Annotated in this window: 1 protein-coding gene; it reads right to left on the reverse strand. The window is 70.7% G+C overall.

Annotated elements, in window-relative coordinates; all coding sequences use genetic code 11:
• Positions 1 to 81: 81 nt before the first annotated feature.
• Positions 82 to 1,613: AICE element replication initiation protein (locus tag JS521_RS35595; protein ID WP_205086980.1), on the reverse strand; the 1,532-nt coding region annotated here is incomplete at its 5' end.

Consider the following 1,613-nt stretch of genomic DNA (forward strand, 5'->3'; position numbering starts at 1 on the left):
GCTGGACGGCTTCAGCGTCCGCAGCGGGTGACACGTCCGGGCCGCTGTGCGGCGGCCCGGCCCGGAAGGGTTCCGGTTGTGTCAGTGCAGGTCGGGCGGGAAGTTGTCCGGGTCCGGCGGGGGTTCCTCCGGCCAGAAAGAGCCTTGGTCGGGCTCGGAGGGTGTGGACGCTGACGTGTCCTCCGGCGCGGTCCGGGTGAGGATCAGCAGGCGTCGCCGGTCGGGGTCCTTACTACGCTGCGTGTCATCCACGGTGATCCCGATGGAGCGCAGGAGCGGGGCCAGCCGCTTGACCCTCCCTGAGGTCCGGGTCGGGTCCTTGGGCCAGTCAGGGGGCCGTACTCCGTTGGCGGGTTGGAGCTGTTCGAGGAGCTGGGCGGCGGTGCCCGTCCACGTTCCGGCCCGTGTCACCAGAGCGGCGAGAGCGGTGCCGAACAGGTCGCCTTCCAACGCGTCGCTGGCGACGTTCGAGGATGCGGCCAGGTAGTCGGGGAGGGTCTGCCAGCCGGTGACCTGGTCGACGGCGGCCAGGACGCGGGCGAAGTCGGCCATGCGCGGCATGGAGTCCAGCCGGACCGAGGGCAGCACTTCCAGCACTCCGGCCAGCAGATCCAGCAGGCCACCGAGAACCGCGGGGCGGGCTTCCGCGAACGCCGCGTCCAACTCCTCCTCCGAGCGGCGCCGGGTGCCGTCGATGAGTTGCAGTTCCACCATCAGGACCCGTTCGGCCAGGTCTCCGGCCAACGCTCCGGCGTCGATGGTGGTCATGGCGAGCACGCGGCGGTAGGAGAGCACGACCACGTCGTCATCGGTGAACAGGGCCCGGTCCACGACACCGTCGCCGGTGACGGCTTTGCACAGGGTGTCCGACAGCCACCGAGGGATCGTGCTGATGTTGTCCAGGCACAGCGCCCACGAGGTGAACGCCTGCCTCGACCACGCTTTCTCGTCGCGCGGCTGGCTGCGCCTGGCGGCCGGGGACGGGTCGATGAGGTTGATGGCCATCTGAGCCGTCATCGACTTGCCCGTACCCTGCTCGCCCTTGCACGTCAGGATCGGGTGGGGGATGTCGGGCAGCCAGGCCGCCGCCATCCACGCGGCCATCTGCCGGAACGCGCTCTCGTCCATGTTCAGCATGGAGTGGAACCGAGCCAGGCCATCCGGGGTGCGGACGGGCACGGGCATCGGTGCCATGGCTCCGGAGCGGCGGAAGAGAACCGGGGCCCGGTCCACCACTTCCCAGCGGCCGGCGGACACCACGACCGCGCGTCCGTCGGCGGTGCCGAGGTCGACCACGATCCGCCCCTCAGGGGTGGAGCCGACCCGCAGGTGCACGGGTACGGGGTCGTTGTCCTCCGCGATCCCTTCCAGGACCGTCATCGCGTCCGCAAGGGCCGACTGCGAGGCAACGTCCCCGTCGAACGTGTCGGCGTACAGACGGGCCAGCCGCTGCCGCACCCCGGTCTTCCCTCGGAGGGGAAGTGCGAGGTTCGGGCCGTCGATGGCGACCGCGTAGGGGCGTGCGTCGGTCGACACGACGAACGTGTACCGCTCCCGCGCCAACGCCACCAAGCGGGTCGCGGCCGACGGCTTCTTACCCCCGTCCTCACCCG

Source organism: Streptomyces durocortorensis, from assembly GCF_016901035.1.
Taxonomy (GTDB): domain Bacteria; phylum Actinomycetota; class Actinomycetes; order Streptomycetales; family Streptomycetaceae; genus Streptomyces; species Streptomyces durocortorensis.